The organism is Actinomadura kijaniata (genome assembly GCF_014138665.1).
GTDB classification, from domain to species: domain Bacteria; phylum Actinomycetota; class Actinomycetes; order Streptosporangiales; family Streptosporangiaceae; genus Spirillospora; species Spirillospora kijaniata.
On the sequence record NZ_JACJIA010000002.1, the window covers coordinates 674588 to 700176 of the forward strand.

General features: G+C 71.5%; 17 protein-coding genes. 7 read left to right on the plus strand and 10 right to left on the minus strand.

Annotation, left to right across the window (positions count from 1 at the left end; all coding sequences use genetic code 11):
* Window positions 1–336 precede the first annotated feature (336 nt).
* A complete protein-coding gene (locus tag HNR61_RS10500) occupies window positions 337–720 on the plus strand; it encodes a hypothetical protein (protein ID WP_182842907.1) in 384 nt (127 codons plus the stop codon).
* Between the two features lie 108 nt (window positions 721–828).
* Here the strand turns inward: HNR61_RS10500 and HNR61_RS10505 are convergent, their stop codons facing one another.
* The 4 genes from HNR61_RS10505 to HNR61_RS10520 form a co-directional block, all read right to left on the minus strand.
* A complete protein-coding gene (locus HNR61_RS10505; protein ID WP_182842908.1) occupies window positions 829–2361 on the minus strand; it encodes a protein kinase family protein in 1533 nt (510 codons plus the stop codon).
* Between the two features lie 197 nt (window positions 2362–2558).
* Window positions 2559–4214, minus strand: a complete 1656-nt coding sequence (gene murJ / locus HNR61_RS10510; RefSeq protein ID WP_312897836.1) for a murein biosynthesis integral membrane protein MurJ — start codon at window positions 4212–4214, stop codon at window positions 2559–2561.
* Between the two features lie 7 nt (window positions 4215–4221).
* Window positions 4222–6618, minus strand: coding sequence for a DUF6049 family protein (locus HNR61_RS10515; protein ID WP_182842909.1), 2397 nt, complete (start codon window positions 6616–6618; stop codon window positions 4222–4224).
* Between the two features lie 138 nt (window positions 6619–6756).
* The gene (locus tag HNR61_RS10520; RefSeq protein WP_182842910.1) at window positions 6757–7284 is read right to left on the minus strand and encodes an aminoacyl-tRNA deacylase; all 528 of its coding nucleotides are present in this window, start codon (window positions 7282–7284) and stop codon (window positions 6757–6759) included.
* 351 nt (window positions 7285–7635) lie between these two features.
* On the opposite strand from HNR61_RS10520, the gene HNR61_RS10525 reads away from it, so the two are divergent.
* Window positions 7636–9114, plus strand: coding sequence for a CCA tRNA nucleotidyltransferase (locus HNR61_RS10525; RefSeq protein WP_182842911.1), 1479 nt, complete (start codon window positions 7636–7638; stop codon window positions 9112–9114).
* A gap of 42 nt (window positions 9115–9156) precedes the next feature.
* Here the strand turns inward: HNR61_RS10525 and HNR61_RS10530 are convergent, their stop codons facing one another.
* The gene (locus HNR61_RS10530) at window positions 9157–9873 is read right to left on the minus strand and encodes a hypothetical protein (RefSeq protein ID WP_182842912.1); all 717 of its coding nucleotides are present in this window, start codon (window positions 9871–9873) and stop codon (window positions 9157–9159) included.
* Between the two features lie 196 nt (window positions 9874–10069).
* Between HNR61_RS10530 and HNR61_RS10535 the strand changes: the two genes are divergently transcribed.
* Window positions 10070–10948: an NAD(P)-dependent oxidoreductase gene (locus HNR61_RS10535; RefSeq protein ID WP_182842913.1), complete on the plus strand. Its 879-nt coding sequence runs from the start codon at window positions 10070–10072 to the stop codon at window positions 10946–10948.
* Window positions 10949–10989: 41 nt separating this feature from the next.
* On the plus strand, window positions 10990–12297 hold the full coding sequence (locus HNR61_RS10540; RefSeq protein ID WP_182843209.1) for an adenosylmethionine--8-amino-7-oxononanoate transaminase: 1308 nt from the start codon (window positions 10990–10992) through the stop codon (window positions 12295–12297).
* Here HNR61_RS10540 and HNR61_RS10545 read toward each other — a convergent pair.
* The 4 genes from HNR61_RS10545 to HNR61_RS10560 form a co-directional block, all read right to left on the minus strand.
* Window positions 12294–13577: an MFS transporter gene (locus tag HNR61_RS10545; RefSeq protein WP_182842914.1), complete on the minus strand. Its 1284-nt coding sequence runs from the start codon at window positions 13575–13577 to the stop codon at window positions 12294–12296. The two genes, HNR61_RS10540 and HNR61_RS10545, sit on opposite strands and share 4 nt — an antisense overlap.
* Before the next feature lie 50 nt (window positions 13578–13627).
* Window positions 13628–15412, minus strand: coding sequence for an ABC transporter substrate-binding protein (locus HNR61_RS10550; RefSeq protein WP_182842915.1), 1785 nt, complete (start codon window positions 15410–15412; stop codon window positions 13628–13630).
* Window positions 15413–15592: 180 nt separating this feature from the next.
* Window positions 15593–16672, minus strand: a complete 1080-nt coding sequence (locus tag HNR61_RS10555; protein ID WP_182842916.1) for an inositol-3-phosphate synthase — start codon at window positions 16670–16672, stop codon at window positions 15593–15595.
* A gap of 86 nt (window positions 16673–16758) precedes the next feature.
* Window positions 16759–17382: a PadR family transcriptional regulator gene (locus tag HNR61_RS10560; protein WP_182842917.1), complete on the minus strand. Its 624-nt coding sequence runs from the start codon at window positions 17380–17382 to the stop codon at window positions 16759–16761.
* A gap of 256 nt (window positions 17383–17638) precedes the next feature.
* Here HNR61_RS10560 and HNR61_RS10565 point away from each other — a divergent pair, with 256 nt between their 5' ends.
* The 3 genes from HNR61_RS10565 (at window position 17639) to HNR61_RS10575 (ending at window position 23901) form a co-directional block, all read left to right on the plus strand.
* A complete protein-coding gene (locus HNR61_RS10565) occupies window positions 17639–18016 on the plus strand; it encodes a DUF5318 family protein (protein WP_182842918.1) in 378 nt (125 codons plus the stop codon).
* A 483-nt stretch (window positions 18017–18499) separates the two neighbouring features.
* Complete coding sequence (locus HNR61_RS10570; protein ID WP_182842919.1) at window positions 18500–20836, plus strand: transglycosylase domain-containing protein; 2337 nt, start codon at window positions 18500–18502, stop codon at window positions 20834–20836.
* 782 nt (window positions 20837–21618) lie between these two features.
* Window positions 21619–23901, plus strand: a complete 2283-nt coding sequence (locus HNR61_RS10575; RefSeq protein WP_182842920.1) for a transglycosylase domain-containing protein — start codon at window positions 21619–21621, stop codon at window positions 23899–23901.
* An 83-nt stretch (window positions 23902–23984) separates the two neighbouring features.
* Here HNR61_RS10575 and HNR61_RS10580 read toward each other — a convergent pair whose 3' ends face one another.
* Window positions 23985–25568, minus strand: coding sequence for a serine/threonine protein kinase (locus HNR61_RS10580; protein WP_182842921.1), 1584 nt, complete (start codon window positions 25566–25568; stop codon window positions 23985–23987).
* Window positions 25569–25589 lie beyond the last annotated feature (21 nt).

A 25589-nucleotide genomic window follows, 5' to 3' on the forward strand; every position in this document is an offset into this window, starting at 1 on the left:
TGCCCCCACCCCCCGTCACAACGCAAAAAGCCACAGAACCTCAACCGATCCCGCCCAACCCGGAACCCGGGCGGAACCGCGACGGCGACACCCCGATCCCCATCCGGCGATGAGCCCCCGTCCGGCGCTGGAAACCTGCGCGAAATCGGACGCGCCGCGCTCGGAACGCGCACGACGGCTCCCCGCACACGTTGACAACGAGCAGGCGAACAGCGGCCCCACGGGCTTCCCCCAGTCCGCGAGGCGCGCAGAGATTTCGGCACGCGGCAGCCATGGATCACGACACCGAAGATGACTATTCTGTACAAAGATCATCAAATCAAACAAGGGAGTCGTGTGCGTCCGCGTTTCAAGGACATCCTGTCGGTCGGTGCCGCCACCGCTGCGGCCGTCGGTCTTCTCGCCGTCCCCGCCACTGCGCGGACCGCTGAGACGAGCGTCGGCGCCAAAGCCAAGAGCGGCCGTCTCTACACGATGAGCGGCAAGTACGAGAACAAGTACAACGTGCGCACCGGCCCCGGAACCGGGTACCGGGTGGTCGCCACCGTGCGGGGCAAGGGGAAGAGCCTTCCGTGCTGGTACAACGTCTGCAAGGGCGTCAAGCGCAAGTCCTACTACCGGTGCTACGCCAAGGGGGAAAGGGCCAACGAGTGGGTCCCCCTGAGCTACAAGGGCCGCAAGGTATGGGCGGCCATGAACTGCGGCGCCCTCGGAAGGTGATCCCGGCGAAGGGCAGCGGGCTCAAGTGGCAGCGCGCGGGACTGTGAGCAAGTGCCGACATGAAGAGGGGGTGCGGTGACCTCAGGCCACCGCACCCCCTCTTCATGATTACTGGGCTTGGCCGTGGACGGTGATCTCGCTCAGCCTCGCCTTGCAACTGGGCGGGAGCTCGGCGAACCACACAAGGACATATCGTCCCTGCGTCTGTTCACGCGCCTCCAGCGTGAAGGTCCCCGCCGAGCTGGTGCCCTTGCCGACGGTGCGCAGCGAGCCGAGGGCGTCGCTGTCACCGACCTTGAGCTGGAGGGAGGCCCCCGACTCGGGGGCGGTGACCTTCACGTTGGCGATCTTGACGGAGCGGCCCATGTCCAGCAGCACGCCGGCGCCCTTCAGCAGGTTCCCGAAGCGGACGTCCCGGTAGGTCTGGGTGTGCCAGTCGGCCTTGTACTTACCGTCCTTGATCGGGTCGGACACCCTGTTCATGGCCTCGTCGTGCTCGTTGCCGACCCAGAGCTCGTCGACCGATCGCGCGTTCTGGATGGGCAGGAGAACGGGGGGCTGCGGTGAGGCGGACTTCTTGGGGTCGGTGACGCCGGCCTTGTTGTTGTTCACGGGCGGGGTGCTGCCGTCGTCGCCGGTCAGGGCCCAGGCGCCCAGGCCCGCGATCACGGTCAGGGCCGCCGCGGCGGCGCCCAGCAGGGCCTTGCTCGTGCCCTTGCGGCGGGCCGGGGCGTGCTGGGGCGGCAGCGGGGGCGACGGGACGTGGTGCTGGTGCGTCGTCTGCCGGCTGGGCTGCGGGGTCGGCCGGGTGGGGGCCTGCTGGCGCGGGGGCGCCGGGCGGCGCGGCGGCGGGGGCGTGCCCAGGCCCGCGAACAGCGGGAGCGGGGTGCGCGGGACGCCGCGCAGCGCCGCGGCCAGGTCCGCCGGGGTCGTGATCGGGCCGTCGTCGGTCAGGCCCAGGCTGCGGCACACGATGTCGTTGATGCCGTGGGCGATGCCCGCCTGGACCATGCGGGGCGGCTGGACCGCGCCGTCGGTCCGGGGGGCGGCGGGCAGGGAGGAGCGTTCCGGGGTGCCCGGCCAGTGCGCGGTCAGCGCGGCGTAGAGCATCGCGCCGAGGCCGTGGGCGTCGTCGGCGGCGGGGTCGGCGGAGGCGCAGTCGCGGAGGGCGGCGTCGGTGGCGACGCCGAGGAGCTTGACGGTGCCACCGGTCGTCCACACCAGGTCGCGGGGCGACAGGCACAGGTGGGTCAGGCCCGCGCCGTGGGCGGCGGCGATCGCCTCGGCGGCCTCGTACAGCAGGGTGGCGGCGCGGCCCGGCTCCAGCGGGGCCTTGGTCAGCATCTGCTCCAGCGTCTCGCCGGACACCCACTCGCTGACGACGTAGGCGTTCTCGCCGCTGTCGTCGGCGTCGAAGACCTGGGTCAGACGCGGGTCGGTGAGGCGGCTGGCGGTGCGCGCCGCCGTGATGACGTCGGCGATGCGCGGGAACTCGGGGTCGAACGTCCGGACGGCGACGGCGCGGGCCAGGATCTCGTCCACGGCCTTCCACAGCGTCGAGCCGCCGGCGTCGTGGATGCGCTCTTCGAGGCGGTAGCGGTCGGCCAGGCGGGTGCCGGGCTCGATGACTGACGTGCTCACGGCAACGTCCTGCACAGGTGGTCAGATCCCATGTTCGTGGCGTGGCAGCTTACGCCTCCGACCCTCCTCTTTGCGTTCCCCAGGGTGTCGCCCCGCAAGCCGTAGTCCCCCACATGGTAGTGGTTAGCCACTCGAGTGGCTGCCTTATCGACGCGCGTCCCGTGTACTTTGCCACGCTTTACTCCCCGCGAGGTGACTCACCCCCGGCCCGGGAGACGGCGGGTGATGGTAGAGATCATCGTTTGGACCTCGCCGACGCGCAGCAGTTTCGCGAAAAGCAGGTACAGGGCCCCGCCGCCGGCGCCGCCGACGACCAGCGCGACCAGACCGGGCAGCAGGCCGGTGCCGAGGACCGCCTCGGTGATCGCGTGGACCGCGTAGCCGAAGCCCACAAGCGGCCACAGCGCGATGACGAGCTTGACGTACGACACGAAGACCCGGCGGCCGTCCATGCCGCCGAGGCGGCGGCGCAGGATCAGCCAGCCGACGAACGCCCCCATCGTCTGGGCGAGCGCGAACCCGCCCGCGATCCCCACGATGATCTTGTTGGTGGGCAGCACCGCGTAGGCGGTGAGCGCGCACGCGATGTTGGTCGCGACGACCGCGACGCTGACGAACGTCGGCGTGCGCGTGTCCTGCATGGCGTAGAACACCCGCAGCATCAGCTGGTAGGCGGCGAACGGCACCAGCGCGATCGCGAACATCCGCAGCACCTCGGCGATGACGTGCGCGTCGGCGACGCTGGTGGCGCCGTGCGCGAACAGCACCGTGGTGATCTCGGGCGCGAGCACGGCCATCAGCCCGGCGGCGGGCAGGATCACCACCGAGCACAGGCGCAGCCCGTTGGAGAAGTCGTCGGCGACCTCGCGCATCCGGCCCCCGGCGGCGTGCTCGCTCATCCGGGGCAGCAGCGCCGTGATCAACGAGACGCCGATGATCGCGTAGGGGAGCTGGAACAGCTGGTAGGCGTTGAAGTAGGGCGTGTAGCCGACGTCGCCGAGGTGTTCCAGGCGTCCCTTGACGCCGGCGGAGTTGGCCAGCCGGGTGGTGATCGCGAACCCGATCTGGGTGATCAGCACGTAGGCGAGCGTCCACACGGCCATCTTCCCGATCTGGCCGATCTCGCCCTTCTGGAAGTCCAGCCGGGGCCGCCAGCGGAAGCCCGAGCCGCGCAGCGACGGCCACAGCGCGACCGTCTGGAGCGCCATGCCGCCGATCGTGCCGCCCGCCAGCAGCGCGATCTGCCAGTCCGCGATCGTGTCGGGGTTGACCTTGCCGGTGCTGACCAGCAGGAACGCCGCGGCGGTGCCGATGATGACGAGGTTGTTCAGCACCGGCGCCCACATCGGCGCGGCGAACCGCTTGCGGGTGTTGAGGATCGCCCCGGCGAACGCGCTGACGCCCAGGAAGAAGATCTGCACCGCGAACAGCCGGGCGAACAGCACCGCCAGCTCGCGCTGCGAGCCGTGCATCGACCCGCCGTAGATGCCGATGAACACCGGGCCGAGCAGCACCGCCACCGCCGTCATCGCGGCCAGCGCCAGCACGGCGAGGGTGAACAGCCGCTGCTCGTAGCGTTCGCCGTAGGCGGTGTCGCGCTCCTTCGCCCGGACGATCAACGGGACGACGACGGCGGTGAGGATGCCGCCGAGCAGCAGGTCGTAGACGATGAACGGGACGGTGTTGGCGGTGTTGTAGGCGTCGGCGAGCGCGCCCACGCCCAGCGCCGCGACCAGCATCGCGGTGCGCAGGAAGCCGGTGATGCGGGACGCCAGCGTGCCCAGCGCCATGACCGCGCCGGACTTCAGGATCGACGACGCGCCGCCCTTGCCGCCGCCGGACGGGGGGACCACCGGCAGGTCAACCGCCGTCTCCGCCGCGGTGCCGCCCGCCCCGGGGGCCCGGTGGCCCGGTGGCGGAGTCGCCGTTGGGGGAGCCTGGTACGGGGGCCGCGGCGTCGGGTTCGGCGGCGGGCCCGGACGACCCGTTCCCGGAGGCCCCTGGGGTCCCGGCGGGTTCGGACGGCCAGAACCCTGCGGACCCGGCACCGGGGGTCCCGGGTTCCAGTGGTCCGGTCGCTGTTGGTCCCATTCCGGTCGACCCGTCACCGGCTGCCTCCGCTTTCCGGCGGCGCCTTGCTCTGATGGCCCGCACTCCGACGCCCACGAAGAGTACGGCAAGTCCGCCGCCGGTGATGAGCAGCGCGGTGCGCGCGTACCCGGTGGTGCGGATCGCGATGGTCATCGGGTCGCCGAACCGGCGCTTGCCGTCGGCCGACAGCAGGGTGATCCGCAGCTTGTGGGTGCCGTTGCCGAGCGCCTGGACGGGGACCCAGACGGTCTCCTTCTCGCCGCCGTCCAGGTCCCGCGGGCGCCAGCCCCCCTCCGGCTCGCCGACCTTGAACTTGAAGGTGTTCTCGGAGGTCACCGAGAGCAGGAACTCGACCCTCTGGTCCTTGGCGAAGTCGTTGACGATGGTGATCGGGATCCGGCCCTCGCGGCCGCCCATCGCCGCCCCCGGGGTGATCACCCGGACCTTGTCCATGTCCCGGGCCAGCTCGTCGGCCAGCTCCTCGCGGGTCCTGCGCGCCAGGGCCGAGTGGCCGCGCCAGGACGCCGACTGCATGCGCAGCAGCGCCCGCTCGTAGCTGACCGGCGTCTTCGACTTCATGATCGCGTGGAGGCCGCGGGCGCGGCGGCCGATGGCGCGGACCTCGCCGAGGTAGGTGTCGCCGAGTTCGTAGCGCTCGAACTCGTCGGGGTAGTTCTGGTAGGCGCGCGGCTGCGGCCTGGCCTTGCGGAGGTCGGCCAGCGACGCCGGTTTGAGCCAGGGGGCGTTGCCGGAGTACTCCAGCAGTTTCCTGGCGAACTCCGGGGTCGGGTTCCAGACGCGGTTCGGCGCGACGACCAGGGAGCGGTTGGGGGCGCTCGGGGCCTCCAGGGCGATCATCGCGGTCTCGGCGATGAAGCGCTGCTGGGCCAGCACCGCCGCGCCGGGGGCGCGCACGTTCGCGCTGACGATGTCGTTGAGCTTCTCGTCGTAGGTCAGCACGGGCTTGTTGCCCTGCTTGGTCCGGACCGTGGTCAGCGCGTTGGTGGTGATGTTCTGCGGGGCGAACATCCGCTCGCTGAGCACGAACGCGCCGTTCGGGTTCTTCAGGCCGTACTGGGCCATCACGTTGAGGCTGCCCGGACCGGCGACGCCCGCGGCGGGCCAGGCGTACTGGACGTCGGGCTGCTTGCCCAGGACGCGCGCCGCGACGTCGGTGTTGCGGTAGGCGGGTTCGAGCTGGTCGGTCAGGAGGTGCCGGGTCAGCGCCACCACGTCGGGATCGGCGTAGGGCAGCGTGAAGTACGGGTTTCTCCGCACCCCGTCCTTCAGCGAGTTCAGCCAGGTCAGGGCGGCGGGGTTCTTCGGTTTGCGAGCGGCGGTCTTCTCGTCGGCCAGCGGCGCCTTCACCCGGTGGTCGGAGGTGCCGACCGTCTCCAGGTCGTCCAGCAGCGCCGGGTCGACGGCCCAGGTGACGGGCACCTTGGTGTTCTTGGCAGGCGCGTTGACGAGGGCGGGCAGCCGCCCGTCGACGGCCAGGTCGCGGTTCAGCTGCTCGCTGACGAACGTCTGGTCGTTGGCGCGGTGCATCCGTCCCGCCAGCGGCCACACCCAACCGATCTTCACCCGCTGGGCCTCCTGCCCGGGCGGGTCGTAGGTGACGAACGTGGTGATGCCCGCGACGACCTGCTGGGCGGCGTTCACCACCTCCACGCCGATCGGGTAGACGCCGAACTGCTTCAGACCCATCACCTTCGGGTCCAGGGAGGACTGCCAGTTCTGGGTGCCGTCGGGGGCCTCGGCCTGCGGCAGTCTCCGGACCGACTTCTCCGCCACACCCGGCAGGTTGGCGGGCGGCGCGGAGGCGTACTGGTCGAGCTGGCTGCGGCTGCCGACCTTCCCGGCCGAGTATCTCAGCCGTACCGTCAGGCCGGGCATGGGCTGGCCGGAGCGGTTCGTCACCGACCCCTTGACCGTGATCCTGGAGTTGGGTTTGACGAGGGGGGTGACGTCGGTCAGGACCAGGCCGACCTGTTGGCGCCCCCGCTGGGGGGCGGTCCCGGGGGCCGCCCCGGGTGCGGCTTCGGGCACCGCCTCGGGGGAGGCGGGCGCGGCGACCGGGGCGGCCGACGCCGTCCGGGGCGTCAGGCCGGCCAGGAGGCAGGGCAGCAGTGCGGCCAGCGCGGCCGCGCGTTCGACCCGTCTCACGCCATGTCCGCCCGACGGCGACCCGCAGTGGGGACCGCGTGGGGACGGCGGGCGTCGTGTTCCCGCACCACGGGCTCGATGGTAGCCGCGACGCAACCGCCATCGGACCTTCCCGGCGCTTCCGTCGTCGTTCCCGGGTCAGGTGGTCGCCGCGTCGAGCCGGACGACGCCCCCGCCGAGCAGGGGCACCGGCTTCGCGCCGCACAACGCGAACAGGTCCGACGCGCGGATGCCGAGCGCCGTCGAGGCCTCCCCCGTCGCGGTGTAGACGACCTCGTCGGGCGACAGGCCGTCCAGCAGGCGCCGGTCCACCAGCAACGGCATCGAGTGCGGGAGCAGCAGCGGGCACACCAGTCCCGCGGCGTATTCGGTCACCCGGTTCACCTCGGCGGCGCGGGCCGGGCGGATCTGGCGGGCCCCGACGGCCTGCCGGACCGCCTCGGGCAGGGGGCGGGCCCCGGCGGTGACCACCGCCCCGGCCAGGAAGCGCCGGCCCAGATGGGGGTCGTCGCCGGAGAACACGCTCGTCACCAGGCACCGTTCCGCCGGGAGCCCCAGCGCCCTGGGCAGCTCGTCGGCGTGCGCGATGGAGATCGGCAGCCGCACGATCTCGTGCAGCGTCTCCCGCTCCAGCAGCGCTCGGTGGACGGTGAGAGCGTTCTTCATCTCCGGCTCCGTTCCGCGGGGAGGCACCGCCCCGCTCACATCCCCCCGGCTACCGACTCCGTGACCCCCGATGGTCTCCGGGCGGGGATCTCCCCACATACCCGTGGTGACGGACTTCATCCCTGGTGCACCCGCCGCTTCGTGATCCGACCCGCGATGGTCCCGCGCGCGGCGTTCCCCGCTACCGTTGAGGGGCCGGAAGGTTCGGCCGGGTATTCGTGGGGTGTTCACCCTGTCTCCGGAGACGGACGTGTCCAGAACGTAACCCGGGGATCGCGGGAAGTGAAGGCCCTCCGTGAGCCGGTGACCGGCAAAGTCTTTTGTCACAGACTCCCTGAGGAAATACGCTCGATGCCCGTGCCCAACCAGAACGTGACCCCAGAGCAGCAGGCGTCCGACGCCCCGCAGAGCACTGCGCGGCGCACCGCCGTCGCCGAGCTGCTGAGCCGCGTCGCGCCCGTCGCCGACGAGCTCGGCGCCCGTTTCGCGGCCGCGGGGCACGAGCTGGCGCTGGTCGGCGGCCCGGTCCGCGACGCGCTGCTGCGCCGTCCCACCAAGGACGTGGACCTGACCACCGACGCTCCGCCGGACCGGATCCTGGAGATCATCGACGGCTGGGCGGACGCGGTGTGGACGATCGGCATCGAGTTCGGCACGGTCGGGCTGCGCAAGGGCGACCACCAGCTGGAGGTCACCACCTACCGCAGCGAGTCCTACGACCCGAAGTCCCGCAAGCCCGAGGTGTCCTACGGGACCTCGCTGGTGGAGGACCTGCGGCGGCGTGACTTCGCGGTGAACGCGATGGCGGCGCGGCTGCCCGGCTACGAGCTGGTGGACCCGTTCGGCGGGCTGACCGACCTGCGCGACCGGGTGATCCGGACGCCGGGACGGCCGGAGGACTCGTTCGGCGACGACCCGCTGCGGATGCTGCGGGCCGCCCGGTTCGCCTCCCAGCTCGGGTTCGCCGTCGCGCCGGACGTGGTCGAGGCGATGACCGCGATGGCCGGCCGCATCGAGATCGTCTCGGCCGAGCGGATCCGCGACGAACTGTCCAAGCTGGTGTGCGGCACGCATCCGCGCGAGGGCCTGGCGCTGCTGGTGGACACCGGCCTGGCCGGGCAGGTGCTGCCCGAGCTGCCCAAGCTGCGGCTGGAGATCGACGAGCACCACCGGCACAAGGACGTCTACGAGCACTCGCTGATCGTGCTGGAGCAGGCGATCGCACAGGAGGAGGACGGCCCCGACCTGGTGCTGCGGCTGGCGGCGCTGCTGCACGACATCGGCAAGCCCCGGACCCGGCGGTTCGAGGCGGGCGGCCGGGTGTCGTTCCACCACCACGAGGTCGTCGGCGCGAAGATGACCCGCAAGCGGCTGACCGCGCTGCGCTACCCGAAGGACGTGATCAACGACGTGTCCCGGCTGGTGGAGCTGCACCTGCGGTTCCACGGCTACGGGACCGGGGAGTGGACCGACTCGGCGGTGCGCCGCTACGTGCGCGACGCCGGCCCGCTGCTGTCGCGGCTGCACAAGCTGACCCGCGCCGACTGCACCACCCGCAACAAGCGCAAGGCCGACCGGCTGCGCCGCACCTACGACGAGCTGGAGGCGCGGATCGCGCGGCTCGCCGAGGAGGAGGAGCTCGCGGCGATCCGGCCGGAGATCGACGGCAACGAGATCCAGGAGATCCTCGGCATCCGGCCGGGTCCGCTGGTGGGGAAGGCGTACCGGTTCCTGCTGGACCTGCGGCTGGACCGGGGCCCGATCGGCAAGGAGGCCGCCGCGGCGGAGCTGCGCCGCTGGGCCGCCGAGCAGGACGTCACCGGCGAGTGACGCGCGGCGGGGCGCCCGGAACCACCGGACGCCCCGGGCTGCTCAGCGCACGTCCACGTAGTCGTCGCCGCTGACCGACTTGAAGAACATCGACGAACCCCAGTAGCCCGCCCGCCAGGTCCCGTCGTACTTCGCCTTGAAGGTGCGCTTGTAGGAGCCGTTGGACGCGGTCGTGGCGGCCCCGGCGTACACCCACCTGCCGGTGCCGCGCTTGCGGAAGTAGACGCTCACGCGCTGCTTGCCGTACCCGACGTAGTCACCGTTCCAGCCGTAGGGGTCCAGGCGGGTGAGCCGTCCGGCGACGGTGAGGGTGCGGCCCTTGCGGACCGGCTCGGGACCGGCGTTGGCCGACAGTCGGGTGCTGCGCTTGACGGAGAACGTCGTGGACGGGCCGGGCTTCGTCGATCCCTCGTTGGTGTCGTAGACGCTGGTCTCGGCGCGCCAGCCGCCGGGCTCGGCGGAGCGGTCGAACTTGCCGCGTCCGACGAACACGCCGTCGCCGTCGGGGTCCTCGATCACCGCGTCGCCGACCCAGTCGCCCTTGGGGCCGCGCAGGTCGAAGTTGATCCACGACCCCGGGCCCATGCCGGGGGCGGTCACGGTCACCGTGACCCAGGTGGAGCTCTTGGCCTGGAGCACCACGGTGCCGGGGGCGATCTTCACGCCGGGGGCGCGGCGGGCGGCGGCCTCGGCGGGGACGGCGACGGCGGACGTCAGCGCGACGGCGGCCAGGGTCAGGGCGGGAAGGGTGTGCCTCACGTATGAGCTCCCGGGGAGAGGGTGGGAAGCGGCGGGGGGCGAGGCGACCGGGAAAGATCAAATCAGAGAACGGCGGACCCGCGCATCCGAATCCGGGAGCGGGGCCGTCCGGAAGGGGGCACAACCGGAGCGCAACCGAACCACAATCCCCGCCGCACAGGATCGGTCCCGACACCGATGACGGGAAAGGATCCTGATGACGAACACCAATGCCGTGCCGGTGACCGTGCTCGGCCTGGGGCTGATGGGCAGCGCGCTCGCCAGGGCGTTCCTCGACGCCGGGCATCCGACCACCGTGTGGAACCGTACCGCCGCCAAGGCCGCGCCCCTGGTCGAGGCCGGGGCCCGGCAGGCGGCGACGGTCGAGGAGGCGGTGGCCGCGAGCCCGCTGGTCGTGACCTGCCTGACGGACTTCGACGACACCCTCCAGGCGCTGGAGCCGGCCGCGGCGGCCGTGGCGGGGCGCGCGCTGGTCACGCTGAACACCGGGACCCCGGCCGGGGCGCGGCGGATGGCCGACTGGGCCCGCGAGCACGGGGCCCGCTTCCTGGCGGGGGCGGTCAAGAACGTTCCCCCGGCCGTCGGCGCGCCGGACACCCTGCTGTACTACGGCGGCGACCGGACCGTCTTCGACGAGCACCTGGCGGCGCTGCGGGTGCTGGGCGGCGACACCGTGTACCTCGGCGACCAGCCCGACCTCGCGGCCCTGTACGAGCTGGCGGTGGGCGCCACCCTGCTGCCCGCGCTGGTCGGGTTCTTCCAGGGGGCCGCCGCCGTGCAGGCACGCGGCCTGCCCGTGTCGAGCATGGTGCGGTTCGAGGCCAAGTGGCTGGAGATGATCGCCTCGGAGCTGCCCGCGCTGGCCGACGAGATCGACCGCGGCGACTACACCCGGCCCCGCTCCACCGTCGGCCTGTTCCTCGACGCGGTGCGGGGCGACGAGGAGTTCGGCCGGGAGGCGAACGTCGACACCTCCTGGAACAGGCCGCTGCACGACCTGCTGGAGCGGGCCGCCGCGGCGGGCCACCGCGACCACAGCATCGCGGCGCTGGTGGAGGTCCTGCGGAAGCCCTGACCCGGGCGGTGGGGCCGAGGCGGCATCCTGGTGGGGTGACCATGTTGAGCCTGGGCCGGATGAGCCCGCAGGAAGCCGAGCGCATCGTGGCGTTCGACCGTGAGCACGTCTGGCACCCCTACGCGCCGATGCCCGCGACCGAGGAGCCGTGGCCGGTGGTGTCGGCGTCCGGGGTGCGGTTGACGCTGGCCGACGGGGCCGAGCTGATCGACGGCATGTCGTCGTGGTGGTCGGCGATCCACGGCTACAACCACCCCGCGCTGAACACCGCCGTCACCGGCCAGCTCGGGAAGATGGCGCACGTGATGTTCGGCGGGCTCACCCACCCGCCGGCCGTGCGCCTCGCCGAGCGGCTCGTGGAGATCACGCCCGAGCCGCTGACCAAGGTGTTCTACGCCGACTCGGGCTCGGTGGCCGTCGAGGTCGCGATCAAGATGGCGTTGCAGTACTGGATGTCGCAGGGGCGGCCCGAACGCCACCGGCTGCTCACCGTGCGCGGCGGGTACCACGGCGACACGTTCGGGGACATGGCGCTGTGCGACCCGGTGAACGGGATGCACCACCTGTTCTCGGACGTGCTGGCGCGGCACCTGTTCGCGCCGGAGCCGCCGCCGGGCTACCTGGCCGACCCCGACGAGGCGTACCTGGCCGGGCTCCGCGCGCTCGCCGCCGAGCACGCCGGCGAGCTGGCCGGGATCGTGGTCGAGCCGATCGTGCAGGGCGCGGGCGGGATGCGCGTCTACGCGCCCGAGTACCTGCGGGCGCTGCGGGAGATCGCCGACGAGCACGGGCTGCTGCTGATCCTGGACGAGATCGCCACCGGGTTCGGGCGGACCGGCGAGCTGTGGGCCTGCGACCACGCCGAGGTCGCGCCGGACATCATGTGCGTCGGCAAGGCGCTGACCGGCGGGTACCTGTCGATGGCGGCGACGCTGTGCACCGACGAGGTCGCGCGCGGGATCTCCGAGGGGGAAGCGCGCGTGCTGCGGCACGGCCCCACCTACATGGCCAACCCGCTGGCCGCCGCCGTCGCGTCGGCCTCGATCGACCTGCTGCTGTCGCGCGACTGGCGGGACGAGGTGGACACGATCGAGGCCGTGCTGACCGCCGGGCTGGAGGGCGCGCGGGACCTGCCGGGCGTCGCCGACGTGCGGGTGCTGGGCGCGATCGGCGTGATCGAGACGCGCGAGCCGGTGGACGTCGCCGAGGCGCAGGGGATCCTCATGGCGCACGGGGTGTGGCTGCGGCCGTTCGGGAACCTCGTCTACACGATGCCGCCGTACGTCTGCACCGAGGAGGAGGTCGGGCGCATCGCGGACGCCATGTACGCCGTCGCCGAGTCCCTCTAGCCCGCGGTGACGACCCTCCCGGAACGGCCCGCGGCCGCCCGGTAGGCCACCGCGCCCCCCGCGTAGGCGGCGGCCACGGCCAGCAGCGCGACGACGGACGTCCCGTCGGCGGGCAGCGCCGCCGCCGCCAGCACCACGGCCGCCGCGAACAGCGCGTTGAACAGCATGTCGTACACGGCGAAGACCCGGCCCCGGTAGGCGTCGTCGACCGTCTCCTGGAGGATCGTGTCGGCGCACAGCTTCACGCCCTGGGACACCACGCCCAGCAGGAACATCAGCAGCGCCCACGGCGGCCGGTCGAACGACAGCCCCAGCAGCATGGAGGCCGCGCCGGTCACCAGCAGCGCCGTGATCCACGCCTGCTTGGAGATCCGGTGCACCACCGGCGGCGTGACCAGCGCGGCGACGAAGAACCCCGCGCCGGACACCCCGAGCAGCATCGCGAACACCGACAGCCCGTCCTCGACGCGGGCGGCGAAGTGCTCGCGGGACAGCAGCAACGCCATGATCAGGACGATGCCGTACAGGAAGCGGTGGAACGAGATCGCGCCCAGCGCCAGCGCCCCCTGCGGCCGCCGCGCCATGTGGCGGGCCCCGTCCACCAGGCCGTGCAGCACGTTGCCGAGGGCCCGGCGGGTCTGCTCGGCGGCCTCGTCCAGGTGCGGGCCGAGCCTGCCGCGCGGCAGCGTCGTGGCGACCGCCGCGGCCGCCAGGAACAGCGCCGCCGCGCACACCAGGATCAGCGCCGTCCCGGACCGCCCCGCCCCGAACGCCAGCCGCAGCGCGTACCCCACGCCCGCCCCGACGAACGAGATGATCGTCCCGGAGGTGACCGCGAACGCGTTGGCCGTCACCAGGTGCTCGCGCCGCACCACGTGCGGCAGCGCCGCCGACAGCGCCGCCAGGAAGAACCGGTTGACCCCGAGCACCAGCAGCACGCCCAGGTAGAACCCGGCGCCCTCGTACCCGGCCACGACCGTCGCCGCGACCGCCAGCACCAGCGCGGCCCGCACGACCGGGGCCCACGTCAGGATCCGCCGCCGCGACCACCGGTCGATGAACACCCCGGCGAACGGCCCCAGCGCCGAGTACGGCAGCAGCGTGACCGCGAACGCCGCCGCGGCCTTGGCCGCCGACTCCTGCCGCTCGGGGGAGAAGAACACGTATCCGGCCAGCGCGGCCTGGAACACGCCGTCGGTGAGCTGCGAGGTCAGCCGGGTCGCGTACAGCCGCCGGAAGTCCCGGCCGCGCACGATCACCCGCAGTTCGCTCGCCCTCATCCGATCACCCTACGCGGAGTACGGGCGGGGGCCGCCGGACGGTTCGGGCGTCAGGACGACAGCCAGATGTGGGTGTAGTCATAGCCCGCCGCGGTCGGCAGGAACCGGGCGTTGCGGACGCGCTCGGAGGTGAACAGCGTGGCCGAACGGTTGAGCAGCGGCACGATCGCCGCGTCCTGCGTGATCTTCCGGTCGGCCTGCTGCCACAGGCCCGCCGCGTGCCGCTCGTCGGGGGCGGTGAGGGCGGCGTCGATCAGGCCGTTGACCACGAAGTCGTCGTAGCCGCCGTAGTTGGTGGAGCCGGAGTCCCAGTCGCGGCCGTCGAACAGCGGCGCGATCAGCGTGCGGCCGTTGTTGCCGTACCAGTCGGGGATCCAGCCGGGCGCGGCGATGTCCCACGCGCCCGCGCGGGCCTGCTCCGGGGTGGAGATCGTACGGGCGTAGAAGTTGCCCCCGGAGTCGGCCGTCAGCCTCGCCCGCACGCCGCACGCCTCCAGGTTCGCCGCGATGGACTGGGCGATGAGGCGGTGGACGCTGTTGGTGCGGTAGGGGAACCGCAGCGTCAGGTCCCGGTGCCCCGTCCGGCCGAGCAGTTCGCGGCACCTGCCGGGGTCCCCGACCGCGCCGGGCGTGGCGTACCGGTCCGACGGCGCGTACCCGGTGGTGCCGGGCGGGATCACGGTGTGCAGCGGCTGCGCCACGTCCGGCCCGCCGACGATCTTCACGAGGGCGGAGCGGTCCACCGCGTGCGCCAGCGCCCGCCGCACCTCGGGCTTGGCGAGCGCGCCGCCGTTGTGGGGGCTGCGGGTGTTGAACACCAGGTAGGGGTTGTTGCTGGGCAGCTCGCGGATCGCGAACCGGCGGTCGCGGCGCACCCGGGGCAGCGCGGCGGTCGGCACCGGCTGGTCCCAGGACAGGTCGGCGTCGCCGCGTTCGATCTGCTGCTGGACGGTCTCCGGCGAGTCCTGGCCCAGGGTGATCTGGATGCGGGCCGCGTGCCGGGACCGCAGCGGGTCGGTCTCGGGCCGCCACACCGGGTTGTGGGTCAGCAGGTAGGAGCGGCCGGGCCGGTACTCGGCGATCCGGTAGGGGCCGTTGGAGAGCGTATGCTGCCGGAACTCGGGGCCGTCCGGCAGGTGGCGGTCGTACTCGCGCGGCGCGGCGGCGGTGTACTGGAGGGTCAGCAGGTTCAGGAAGTCGCCGACGGGCCTGCGCAGCCGGAAGACGAGCGTGTCGTCGTCGGCGGCGCGCAGGCCGGGGATGTCGTGCTCGTTCTGGTAGGCGGCGATGGCGGCGGCGTCCTTGGCGTCCACCCGGGCGAACCCCCGGCAGAACGCGTCCATCCCCTGGATCGTGTCGATGTAGTAGCCCTTGCCGGACGACGGGGAGGCCGGGTTGCACAGCCGCTCAAGGCCCCGCACGAAGTCGGCGGCGGTGACCGGGCGCGGCGGCTCGGTGTTCCACCGGACGCCGGGCCGCAGGTGGACGGTGTAGACGCGGCGGTCGGCGCTGATCCCGCCGTTCTCGCGGGTGGGGATCCGCGCGGCGACGTCGGCCTGCACGGCGACGGTCTCGGCGAAGACGTTGGACGCCCGCGTCCCGAACAGGGTCCGCGCGAACGTCCGGGTCAGCCCGTAGGAGCCGGCGCTGTTGGCCGAGGCGGTGTCCAGGTGCTCCACGTCGGAGGAGCCGACGATCCGCAGCGTCCCGCCCTTGCGCGGCGGCCCCGCCGCGGCCCCGGCGGAACGGTCGCCGCCGCCGCAGGCCGACAGCACCCCCGTCAGCACCGTCAGGCCCGCCAGCCCCGCCGCCGCCTTCCGCGCCACGCGTGCCATCCCTGCCTCCACAGCGGTACGCACATATCACCGACGGTGCAACAGTAGGGCCAGAGCGTGACAACGGCCGCTACATCACCATTTTCCATTGAGAAATAAGTGAGCCCTGACAGTGGTGTCCACTGTCAGGGCTCACTCGGAGAGCTTTGTGACGAGGCTCTCAGCCGGAACGGCTCAACCTCAGCGCTCGACCTTGCCGGCGATGAAGTCCTCCACGGCCTCGCGGGCCTCGTCGTCGGTGTACTGCACCGGCGGGGACTTCATGAAGTAGGAGCTGGCCGACAGGATCGGGCCGCCGACGCCGCGGTCCTTGGCGATCTTGGCGGCGCGCACCGCGTCGATGATGACGCCGGCGGAGTTCGGGGAGTCCCAGACCTCCAGCTTGTACTCCAGGTTCAGCGGGGTGTCGCCGAAGGACTTGCCCTCCAGGCGGACGTAGGCCCACTTGCGGTCGTCGAGCCACGGCACGTGGTCGGACGGGCCGATGTGCACGTCGGCCTTGGCCATCTCGTGCGGGATCTGCGAGGTGACCGACTGGGTCTTGGAGATCTTCTTGGACTGGAGGCGGTTGCGCTCCAGCATGTTCATGAAGTCCATGTTGCCGCCGAAGTTGAGCTGGTAGGTGCGCAGCAGCTCAACGCCGCGGTCCTCGAACAGCTTGGCCATCACGCGGTGGGTGATGGTCGCGCCGACCTGGGACTTGATGTCGTCGCCGACGATCGGGACACCGGCGTCGGTGAACTTCTGGGCCCACTCGGGGTCGGAGGCGATGAACACCGGCAGGGCGTTCACGAACGCGACGCCCGCGTCGATGGCGCACTGGGCGTAGTAGCGGTCGGCCTCCTCGGAGCCCACCGGCAGGTAGGACACCAGGACGTCGACCTCGGCGTCCCGCAGGGCCTGGGCGACGTCGACCGGCTCGGCGTCGGACTCCTCGACGATGTCGCGGTAGTACTGGCCCAGGCCGTCGAACGTGGGGCCGCGCTGCACGGTGACACCGGAGGGGGGCACGTCGGCGAACTTGATGGTGTTGTTCTCGCTGGCGAAGATCGCCTCGGAGAGGTCCATGCCGACCTTCTTGGCGTCCACGTCGAACGCCGCGACGAACTCCACGTCGCCGACGTGGTAGTCACCGAACTGCACGTGCATCAGGCCGGGGACCCGCGTCTCCGGGGAGGCGTTCCTGTAGAACTCCACGCCCTGGACGAGTGAAGAGGCGCAGTTGCCCACACCCACGATGGCTACGCGCACCGAACCCATCCGGTTGCTCCTTACTCTCTTGCGGAACATGTGGTGTTGCTTCACCCGATCCCCGAGGGGGGTGGGCCGTCCTGCTTCCGGCAGGATCAGTGGCCCGTCTCCCGAGGCATGTCCGGAGTCGTCTTCGAAGAATTCTTCGTTTGCTGTTCTTGCTCCGCCCGCTCGCGCCCGATCAGCTCGTTGAGCCAGCGGACCTCGCGTTCGACGGATTCGAGCCCATGGTTCTGGAGCTCAAGCGTGTAGGTGTCGACCCGCTCGCGGGTCCGCGCCAGCGCGGCGCGGAGCCGTTCCAACCGTTCCTCCAGCCGGCTGCGGCGACCCTCCAGGATGCGCAGCCGCACGTCGGCGCGGGTGTGCGAGAAGAAGGCGAAGTGCACGCCGAACCCCTCGTCCTCCCACGCCGCCGGGCCGGCCTCGGTCAGGAGCTGCTGGAGCCGCTCCTTGCCCTCGGCCGTGAGCTTGTAGACGATCTTCGAGCGGCGGCTCTGCAGCGCCAGCGGGACGTTCGGCTCCTCCGGCCGGTCCTCGACGATCAGCCCCTTGGCGAGGAGCTGCTTGAGGCACGGGTACAGCGAGCCGTACGAGAAGGCGCGGAACATCCCCAGCAGGGCGTTGAGCCGCTTGCGCAGCTCGTACCCGTGCATCGGGGACTCGTGGAGCAGGCCGAGCACGGCGAGTTCGAGCACTCCCGCACCCTTCTTGCCCGCCATGTCGCGTCCCACTTCCGCAGAGCCGGTATCTCGACCTGATGTATCGAGCGAATGTATCGGCTCGATACATCGCAAAGATACGTTCACCCTCGCGGCCTGGCAAGTCACCGGAGTGTGATCAGTCCCTCCGAACCGGGCGTCCCGGGCCGCCGGCCGCCCGTCCCGCGGCGAAAAAACCCGATCTTCCCTGGGCCGGGGCCGCGGCCTACCCTGCTGACATGCGGGGGAACGCCTCGCGGAACGCGGGATTCCGGTCATGAGACCGCGACTGGTCGTGGACTATGGGCTGGCGCGGCGGGCCGTCCTGGCCGAACTGAGGGCCGGACGCCTGGCCCGCGACGAGGCCTGCGACGCCCACCCGTACCTGATGCGCGCCGCCCGCCACCACGGCGAGCCCACCGACCGGCCCTGCCCCGTCTGCCAACGGGTGCGGCTCGTCCACGTCACCTACGTGTACGGGGACGAACTGGGACACACCGCCGGGCAGGCGAAGGGCGCGGCCGAGCTCGCGGAGATGGCGAAAGAATACGGAGAATTCCGGGTTTACGTGGTCGAAGTGTGCCAAGGTTGCGCCTGGAACCACCTGACCGTGTCGTACGTCCTTGGACACCAGGACCAGGCCACTGACCAGTAAGGACATCGTCCGGTCCGCACCCGGTGCGCACCGTCATGTCACACTGCGCAGGGCGGCCCGTACCGCCGGTTCCTCCCCCCTCACCTGCCCGCGCAGTAATCTTCGGACACCAGTCCCCCTGTTGATCGAGGTCGCGTGAGTAATCCAAGCCAGCCCCGACCGGAACCCGGGTCGCCTGGGCCGGGCGGGCAGAACCACCCCCGTCCCGGTCCGTTCGACGGCCCCGGCTCTCCCGGCATGCCCGCCGGGGCACCACAGCCAGGTCGCCCGGGCGCGCCGCCGGGCGGCTTCGGCGTGCCGGGGGGACCCATGCCGCAGAACGGCCCCGGCCCGAGCGCCACCGCGGTCTTCGGCGGCGGGCCGAACATCCCCGGCGGGCCGGGCGGCCCCGGGGGGCCCGGGGGTCCCGGTGGACCGGGCGGTCCCGAGGGACCGCGGCGCTCCCGGCGCGCGAAGGCCGCCGGAGCGCAGGGCGGCGGCTTCATGCGCCATCTCCGGTCCCGCGACACGGGCTGGCGCCGCTTCCTGCCGTCCTGGAAGGTCGTGCTGGGCACGACGCTGCTCGGGGGCGCGAGCGTCGCCGCGATGGTCGGCGTCGCCTACGCCAACACGCCGGTCCCGAAGCAGCCCACGGTCCAGGGCGTCGAGGACGAGGCGTCGATCTTCTACTACGCCGACGGCAAGACCGAGATCGGCCGGATCGGCAAGCGCCGCGAGATCATCGACAAGCTCGACAAGATCCCCCCGCACGTGCAGGACGCGGTGCTGGCGGCCGAGAACCGCTCGTTCTGGTCCGACAAGGGCGGCATCTCGATCAAGGGGACGTCGCGGGCGGTCTGGCTGAACCTCACCGGCGGGCGGGGCGGCGGCTCCACCATCACCCAGCAGCTCGCCAAGAACTACTACTCCAACCCGCTCGACCGGTCCTACAGCCGCAAGGTCAAAGAGCTGTTCATCTCGATGAAGCTGGAGGAGGAGAGCAGCAAGGAGGAGATCCTCCGGCTCTACCTGAACACGGTCTCCTTCGGCCGCGACACCTACGGCATCCAGGCCGCCGCGCGCGAGTTCTTCGACAAGAACGTCGGCAAGCTCACGGTCGAGGAGGCCGCCGTCCTGGCGGGCGCCATCCAGGACCCCAACCGTGACATCGCCAAGAAGCAGAACCGCGACTGGGTGACGGGCCGGTACCGGTACGTCCTGAACGGCCTGGTCGAGATGAAGAAGCTCGACAAGGCGCGGGCCGACCAGATGGGCCAGCGGCTGCCGAGGATCCTCACGGTGAACGCGCACAGCCCGGTCTACGCGGGCCACAAGGGCTACATGCTCATGCGCGCCAAGGAGGAGCTGCGGCGCATGGGCATCAAGGAGACCGAGCTCACCACCGACGGCCTGCGCGTCTACACCACCTTCGACAAGAAGAAGATGGACCTGGCGAAGGCCGCCGCCGAGCGCGGCGTGCCGCAGATCAACGCCGTCCAGCTCGCCAAGCGGAAGATCCGCGTCGGGCTGGTGTCGGTGAACAACGCCAACGGCGAGGTCGAGGCGTTCTACGGAGGCCCCGACTACCTCAAGTACGCCTTCGACAACGTCTGGAGCGGCAGCGCCCAGGCGGGCTCGGCGATGAAGCCGTACGTGCTGGCCACCGCGCTCAAGCAGGGCTACAGCCTGCGGAGCATGGTCGAGGGCCGGTCCCGCATCCCGCTGAACTTCAACGGCGACGTGGTGCCGGTGGGCACCCCGGGCGCGATCAAGGTGCCGAACGGCCACAGCGCCGGCCCCGCCGTCAACCTCATCGACGCGACCGCCGACTCGACCAACACCGCGTACGTGCAGCTCGGCCTCAAGGTCAGGCTCCAGAACGTCGTCAAGACCGCGACCGACGCGGGCGTCTCCCCGGACATGCTGAAGCCGTTCGCGGCCCAGGCGGGCCTGTCGCTGGGCATCAACAACATCCGCCCGATCGAGCAGGCGGCGGGCTACCAGGCGTTCGCCAACGGCGGCACCTACCACAAGCCGCACGTCATCCGCCGGGTGATGACGAAGGACAACAAGCCGCACCAGAAGAAGTACCGGCACGAGACCCGCAAGGTGTTCGACGCCGGGGTCGCGGCCGACGCCACCTACGCGATGCAGCAGGTCGTCCGGCGCGGCACCGGCACGTCGGCGGCGCTGCCCGACGGCCGCCCGGTCGCCGGGAAGACCGGCACCACCGACCGCAACGTCGCCACCTGGTTCGTCGGCTACATCCCGCAGGTGTCCACCGCGGTGACGATGTACAGCGACAAGGTCGACCCGGTCACCAAGCTCAAGCGTCCCCTGATCCTGGACGGCCACGGCGAGATCGAGGGCGGCAGCGGCCCGGCCAAGATCTGGCGCGCCTACATGGCCGAGGCCACGGACGGCATGGAGATCAAGCAGTTCCCGCCGCCGGTGTTCGGCGGCCGGACCGAGCTGTGGGCCAAGCCGCCCAAGAAGAAGGAGAAGAAGGAAGAGAAGAAGGAGGAGGACAAGGACCGTCCGGAGTGGTGCAACCTGCCCTGGCTGAAGGACCACCCGCGGTGCAAGGGCGAGGGCGGCCAGCCCGACGACCAGAACAAGCCGCCGTGCCAGTCGCCGGTCGCGAACGATTCCTGTGACCCGAACAAGCCTCCGTCCCGCAAGCCGCCGTTCTGGTGGTGCGCGTCGCACCCCGAACACCCGTGGTGCCGACGTGGTGGTGGAGGCGGCGGTGGCCGGGACCAGGACGACAACGGACTGATCTTCCCGAACTCGGCCGGCCGGGTGCCCCTCGTCGTCTCCCCGGGACGACCACGGACCTGACCCGGAACCTCCGACGCCCCGCCCGGCCCCGGCCGCGCGGGGCGTCCGCGTTCGCGGGCGGATGGACGTTCCGGCAGATCACAAGCGGGACACTAGGCGACATGAGTGAACGAAGGGTCATGTGAGAGAGTAGGAACGGCATATATCCACTTAACGGGTGTACCGGTTTAAGTCGCGAACATGCCCGGTGATCCGTCACCATCAGTTCTGCGTCTCCCTAGTACCGGAACTCGGTGGCCCCCCACGCCTCGGAGTCAGCAGTACCCTCGGACGACGCACAGCCGTACCCCAGGTGATGAGGACGCGTGAGTTACCCAAGCCAATATGGTCCGGAATACGGAGACGGTCCCAGCCCCCGGGGCCCGCGCCGCCCCGGCGGTTCTGGCGCGCCCCGCACTGGCCGGAGCGCACCAGGTGAGGCGAGGGGCGGCCCGCCCAGGCCCGCGCGGGGCGGTGGGCGGCAGGCGCCGCGTACGACGGGCGGCAGGCCCCAGCCGGGCGCCCGCCGCCGTCCGGCCGCGCCCCCGCCCCCGGTCCCGCAGCGCGGTGAACACCATGCCCCGCCCGCTCCCCGGCCGGGCGGCCCCGGTCGCCCCGGAGGTCCGGGCGGTCCCGGCGGGCCGCGCCGCCCCGGTGGCGGTGGCGGCCCCGGCGGCGGCGGAGGCGACGGCTTCTGGGACGAGACCGAGAAGCGGCCCCGGCGGAGCCGGGGCGGCAGAGGCGACGGGGACGGCCGCAAGCCCCGCAAGGAGGGCTGGCGCCGCTTCGTCCCGTCGTGGAAGGTGACGGCGGGCGTCACCGCGGTGATGGTGCTGGCCGCCTGCGTCCTGGTCTTCGTCGGCTACAGCATGACACCGGTTCCCAACGACAAGGACGCCCAGAAGGACGCCCTCACCCAGGGCTCGGTCATCACCTACAAGGACGGCAAGCCGCTGATGCGGCTGGGCGCCAAGCGCGAGTTCGTGGCGATCAAGGACGTGCCCCCGCACGTCAGGCTCGCGGTGGTGGCGGCCGAGGACCGCGAGTTCTACAACAGCAACCTCGGCATCTCGCCCAAGGGCATGGCCCGCGCGCTCCTCAAGGCGGCGACCGGTGAGAGCGTCGAGGGTGGCTCGACCATCACCCAGCAGTTGGCCCGCAACTACTACAAGGGCCTCAGCCAGGACCGGACGATGAGCCGGAAGTTCAAGGAGATCTTCATCGCGTCCAAGCTCGGTCAGAGCAAGAAAAGGGACGAGATCCTGGAGATGTACCTGAACACGATCCCGTTCGGCCGCAACTCGCTCGGGATCCAGATGGCCGCGCGCTCCTACTTCCGCAAGGACGTCAAGCATCTCACCGTCGAAGAGGGCGCACTGCTGGCCGCGATGATCCAGCAGCCCAGCTACTTCAAGACCCAGGGCGACTCCGAGGCCGCCCAGGCACTGCGGAACCGCTGGAACTACGTTCTCGACGGCATGGTCAAGATGGGCAAGCTCGACCAGGCCAAGCGGTCGGCGATGCAATTCCCCAGGACCAAGCAGGAGTGGAACGACGTCAGGCAGGACCCGCAGGCCATCTACATCCGCGACCGGGTCATGTTCGAGCTCAACAAGATCGACCCGGAACTGGCCAGGAACGCCGACATCAGCGGCGGCATCAAGATCGAGACCAGTCTCGATCCCCAGATGATGCAGTTCGCGATCGACGCGATGAAGGAGCAGGGCGTCCAGTCCTGGCCCAAGCACATCGGCACCGGGCTGATCGCGGTGGACTCCAGCAACGGTGAGATCCTGGCGTTCTACGGTGGTAACCCCAACCGCAACCAGTTGGCCAGTGTGTTCAGCCCCGGCGCGCAGGTCGGGTCGTCGTTCAAGCCGTATGTGCTGGCCGCCGCGCTCAAGCAGGGGCACAGCGTCAAGTCGATGATCAGCGGCAAGTCGCCGATGTGCTTCACCGCCTCCGGGGCCGTCCCGGGCAACTGCACCAGCGGCGGCTACCCGGTCCGCAACGACGCGGGCGACCCGCCGTTCAACGTGATCGACCTGGTCAAGGCCACCGAGAAGTCGGTCAACACCTCCTACGTCAAGCTCGGCCTGGAGGTCGGCCTCGACAACGTGGTCAAGACCGCCGAGGCCTTCGGCGTTCCGCACTCCTACATCAAGCCGCACGCCAACATGGCCGGTCTGTCGCTGGGCATCTCCAACATCCCGCCCATCTACCAGGCGGCCGGTTACGCCGCGTTCGCCAACGGCGGTACCTTCCGCGAGCCGCACCTGATCACCAAGGTGACGAAGACCGACCCGGTGACCAAGGAGACCAGAACGGTCAAGCTGCCCTGGAAGAAGGAGCAGGTGCTCAACGCCGAGCAGGCGGCGCAGGCCAACTACGCGATGCGCTCGGTGGTCACCAGCGGTACCGGTACGGCGGCGCGGCTCCCCGACGGCCGTCAGGTCGCCGGTAAGACCGGTACCGCAGAGAAGAACTCCGCCGCCTGGTTCGTGGGCTACATCCCGCAGGTCTCCACGGCCGTGTCGATGTACAACACGAAGGGCGTCAAGCCCATCACGGGCATCCCCGGCTTCCCCCAGACGCGCAGCGTCTACGGTGGTACCGTCCCGGCGAAGATCTGGAACAGCTTCATGCAGAAGGTCATCGCCCACAAGAACCTGGAAGCGAAGCAGTTCACGCCGCCGACCTTCACGGGCCTGACCAACCACCAGTGGGACGCTCCGCCCCCGCCGAAGCCGACGAAGAAGCCGACGACCCCGTCCGAGACGCCTTCGTGCCAGCCGACCGAACCGGGCACCGGCAACGGCGACGGCCAGCAGCCCCCGAACTGCCGGCCCACCGCGCCGACGGAGCCGACGGAGCCGACGAGCCCGCCTCCGAGCGGAGGCAAGCCGTGCACGGGTCCGGGGATCCCGGTCGGCTGTGATCCGAACAAGCCGCCGACCGACCCGAACGAGCTCAAGCGGTGGTGCCGGTGGAACGACCACCCGAGCTGCCCGCCGAAGGATCCGGACGGGCCCGGCGGCCCCGACGACAACCAGGCGCACAGCCGCCCCTTCGATGAGGGCGTGTAGCGAGCGCGACGGTTAGTCGGCACGACGGCGAAGGCCGCCCCTCCCAGATGCGGGGAGGGGCGGCCTTCGGCGTTCGGGAGCGTTTACCCGCGCACGTCGTGCCAGGGTTCGCAGCGGATGTAGTCGATCTTCAGGGCGCCGGCGGCGTCCCTGGTGACGTTCCGCGCCAGGCAGGTGCGGACCCGGAACGTCTTCGTGCACCGGGAGTCGAACCGCGCGGTGTGGTCCTGCCCGAACCTCGTGTACTCGACGCCGTAGTCGCACATCGTGCCGCCGTCGAAGTGCTGGTGCTCGAACAGCGCGTACCCGGCGGTCTTCCGCGTCATCCGCAGGCTCAGCGAGCTGGTGAACTGCCCGCCGGACACGTCGTACACGCCCCTCGCGGAGATCCCCGGCAGGCCGGGCGCGGTCCAGGGGCCCTTCGGCGGGGGCTTGCGCGTCGCGGTTCTGGACGGTTTCGGGCTGGCGGTCCGGGTCGGCCTGGCCTTCGCCGACCCGGCGGGGGACGGGCGGGCGGAGTCGGCCGAGGGCGAGGGCGGCGCCGGGGACGTCGAGGCCTGCGGCATCGTCGTGTTCGCGGCGGGGACGCCGGTGTCCGGCCAGAGGACGAAGCCCGCCGTCACCGCGACCGCCACGCCGACGACCGCGCCCGCCAGCACCCCCGCCAGCGGGACGCTCCTGGGCTGTTTCGGCGGCTGCGTCGCCGCCCCCGCGTGTGCCCACGGCGCCGGCGGCGGCGGCGCGGGGGGCTGGTTCGTGGACGAGGCGGCGAGCCCGGCCCCGATCCCCATCATCTGCGCGGCCGACGGCCGCGGCGGCAGCCCCGGCGCGGCCAGCGTGGGCGCCCTGCCGGTGATCAGCGCCGACAGCAGCCGCTCGGCGGTGGGCCGGGCGCGCGGGTCCTTGGCCAGGCACGCCGCGACCAGGTCCCGCAGCGGCGAGGGGAGACCGGTCAGGTCCGGCTCGGCGTGCAGGATCCGGTGCGTCGTCATCGCGTCGGTCCCGAACGGCGGCCGCCCGGTCGCGACGAACACCATCGTCGACGCCCACGCGAACACGTCCACCGCCCCGGTCAGCGGCTCGCCGCGCAGTTGCTCGGGCGCCATGTAGGCGGGCGTGCCGATGATGTCGGTGGCCTCCCCGGCCGCCGTCGCGGTCGCCGTCTCCCGCGCGATCCCGAAGTCGATGACGCGCGGCCCGTCGGGGCCCATGATGACGTTGCCGGGCTTGAAGTCGCGGTGCACGATGCCCGCCTCGTGGATCGCGACCAGCGCGGTGGCGGTGGCGACGGCGATCCGGTCCAGCGACGGGCCCGAACGCGGCCCCTGCCCGTCCACCAGCGCCAGCAGCGACGGGCCCGGCACGTACTCGCCGGCGATGTAGGGCCGCCCGTCCGCGGTGGTGCCGACGTCCAGCACCCGCGCGGTGCAGAACTGGGCGACGGCCTTGGCCGTCGCCGCCTCCCGCTGGAACCGCCGGGCCGCCTCGCCCGAGACCCCGCCGCCGGGGCCGCTGAGCAGCTTGACCGCGACAGGCCCGTGATCGGGGGATTCGCCCAGGTAGACGACGCCCTGCCCGCCCCTGCCGAGGACTCGGCGGATAACGTGGGGGCCTACGCGCTCGGGGTCCCCCGGTCCCAGCGGTTCCCCGACCGTGGGAAGATCCACCCCTGCGGCTCCTCTCGTTGG